Source organism: Kitasatospora sp. NPDC059571 (genome assembly GCF_042735675.1).
Lineage (GTDB): Bacteria > Actinomycetota > Actinomycetes > Streptomycetales > Streptomycetaceae > Kitasatospora.
This window is the reverse complement of the sequence record NZ_JBHWBW010000760.1, coordinates 1-2,028: the sequence shown is the minus strand read 5'-3', so window position 1 is coordinate 2,028 and position 2,028 is coordinate 1. Positions and strand designations below refer to the sequence as shown.

The window sequence follows — 2,028 nt, the reverse complement described above, 5'->3', positions numbered from 1 at the left end:
TGTGCCACCACACCACCCGCCGCCCCCACCCCACACCCCCCCCCCCGCGGTTTGGGCCCCGCCCCCGCCGCGGCGCCGCCGGCTGACCCGCCGACCTGCCGGGACGCCCCCGCACCGGCCTCCGGACCGGCCGCGGGCGTACGGAGAACGGTGCTCCCGGGTACGCCGTGTGACCGATCCGGGTCCTCCGCGCCGCCCGGCTTAAGAACGCCCTAAGAGAGCTCTACGCCTCCCTGAGCAGCGGATTCACCCCCTCCGCGGCCCGCTAGCGTCAGCGGCGTCCGGGTCACGGGGATCCGGGCGTCCAGCCGTCCAGCGGAGGTACGCCGACATGCCGAGCCAGCCCACCCGAAGCCGCGGGCACCGCCGCAGCAGCAAGGGCAAGATCATCGGCTCCGCGGTGGCCGCCGCGGTCATCGCCGGAGGCGGCGTCGCCGTCCTCGCCTCCAGCGCGGGCGCCGCCTCGCTCGGAGCGGTCTACAGCCGCACCAGCGCCTGGGAGACCGGCTACACCGGCCAGTACCTGGTCACCAACCCGGCCTCCGCCGCGATAGACGACTGGACGCTCAGCTTCGACCTCCCGGCCGGGGCGAAGATCTCCTCGCTCTGGAACGCTGGCTTCACCGCCTCCGGGCAGCACGTCACCGTCAAGCCCGAGGCCTGGAACAAGCGGCTCGAGCCCGGCAAGACCGTGAACGTCGGCTTCGTCGTGCAGGGCTCCGGCGGCGCCCAGGCCGAGCCCGCGCACTGCATGATCAACAACGTCTCGTGCGCCACCGGGACGGGCCCGGCCCCCACCCCCTCCGGCCGCCCGACCACCGCCGCACCCACCCCGTCGGCCACCCCCACCACGGCCCCGCCCAAGCCCACGCCGACGGCCACCAAGCCGACCGCCACGCCGACCCCCACCGCGACGGTGCCCCCGGCCCCGGCCGGCGGCGGCCGCTTCGCCCCGTACGTCGACACCTCGCTGTACCCGCCGTTCGACCTCGTCGCCACCGCCAAGTCCACCGGGGTGAAGACCTTCAACCTGGCGTTCATCGTCTCCGGCGGCGGCTGCACCCCCAAGTGGGGCGGCGTCAGCGACCTCTCCACCGACGCCGTGGCCGCCCAGATCGGCGCGCTGCGCTCGGCCGGCGGCGACGTCCGGGTCTCCTTCGGCGGCGCCAACGGCAGCGAGCTGGCCGCCGCCTGCTCCTCCGCCGCCGACCTGGCGGCCGCTTACCAGAAGGCGGTCGACGCCTACGGCCTCACCAAGGTCGACTTCGACATCGAGGGCGGCGCGCTCGCCGACACCGCCGCCAACGGCCGCCGCGCCCAGGCGATCGCCCAGCTCCAGAAGAACGCCGCGGCCAAGGGCCGCACCCTCGACGTCTCCTTCACCCTCCCGGCGCTGCCCAGCGGCCTCACCCAGGACGGCATCAACCTGGTGTCCGGCGCGAAGAGCGGCGGCGTCCAGATCGGGGCCGTCAACATCATGGCGATGGACTTCGGCGACGGCGTCGCCCCCAACCCGCAGGGCCGGATGGGGAAGTACGCCATCGATGCGGCCACCGCCACCCAGGCGCAGGTCAAGAGCGTCCTCGGCCTCGACGACGCGGCCGCCTGGTCCAAGGTCGCGGTCACCCCGATGATCGGCGTCAACGACGTCAGCACCGAGGTGTTCACGGTCGCCGACGCCACCCAGCTGGCCGACTTCGCCAAGAGCAAGCACCTCGCCTGGCTGGCCATGTGGTCCGGCACCCGCGACAAGGCCTGCGCCGGCGGCGCCAAGTCCTTCGCAGACGCCACCTGCAGCAGCATCGACCAGCAGCCGCTCGCCTTCACCCGGGCGCTGGGCGCCTACACCGGCTGACCACCGGGCCCGCGGCCGGTCGAGGGGGCCGGCCGCGGGCCATCCGTCCGAACGGGCCCGCGCGTGCCCGTCGGGGCCGCACCCCCAGCAGCAGTGCCCCCGAGCGCACGCCCCATTCCGCCCGAACGGACGCGGGGGGGGGGGGGGCGCGCCGCGGGGGGGGGGGGGGGGGG

1 protein-coding gene is annotated in these 2,028 nt (G+C 75.3%); it reads left to right on the top strand.

What is annotated here, in order from left to right:
- Nucleotides 1-331 precede the first annotated feature (331 nt).
- Nucleotides 332-1,855 (top strand): cellulose binding domain-containing protein, encoded by a 1,524-nt coding sequence (locus ACFV0G_RS38740; protein ID WP_380558411.1) that lies wholly within the window; start codon nucleotides 332-334, stop codon nucleotides 1,853-1,855.
- The last annotated feature ends 173 nt before the right edge of the window (nucleotides 1,856-2,028 follow it).

Excerpts from the sequence above, each read along its gene's own strand:
- ACFV0G_RS38740 (WP_380558411.1), top strand. The coding sequence starts at position 332 with ATGCCGAGCCAGCCCACCCGAAGCCGCGGGCACCGCCGCAGCAGCAAG.